Source organism: Bremerella sp. JC817 (genome assembly GCF_040718835.1).
Lineage (GTDB): Bacteria > Planctomycetota > Planctomycetia > Pirellulales > Pirellulaceae > Bremerella.
In genome coordinates, this window is the sequence record NZ_JBFEFG010000126.1 from 1 (window position 1) to 328 (window position 328).

Sequence of the window (328 nt, forward strand, 5' to 3'; positions counted from 1 at the left end):
GATCGAGCTTCGCCGTGCTCGGATCCGGCCGCAAGAGCATGTCGCTCTCTTGAATCTGCTGGTAGCCGCGGATGCTCGAGCCGTCGAATCCCAGGCCGTCCTCGAACAGGTCGTCGGTGAGGTTGCGCACCGGGATCGAGAAATGCTGCCAGATGCCGGGCAGGTCGATGAAGCGCAGGTCCACAATCTGGGTTCCGGCGTCCTTGGCCATCTTCTGAACGTCGGCGGGGGTCATAGCCATCGCTGGGAGGGACTCCGTGAGAGAGAGAGACAGGGAGAGGAGCGGGTGAGGTCTGCGGGTTATCTGGAGATTCTCAGACGTGCGGCA

1 protein-coding gene is annotated in these 328 nt (G+C 62.5%); it reads right to left on the minus strand.

Features of this window, described 5'->3' with window-relative positions:
• Nucleotides 1–235, minus strand: a 235-nt coding sequence (locus AB1L30_RS00570; RefSeq protein WP_367011406.1) for a glutamine synthetase beta-grasp domain-containing protein, incomplete at its 3' end; no start/stop codon positions are given.
• Between the last annotated feature and the right edge of the window lie 93 nt (nt 236–328).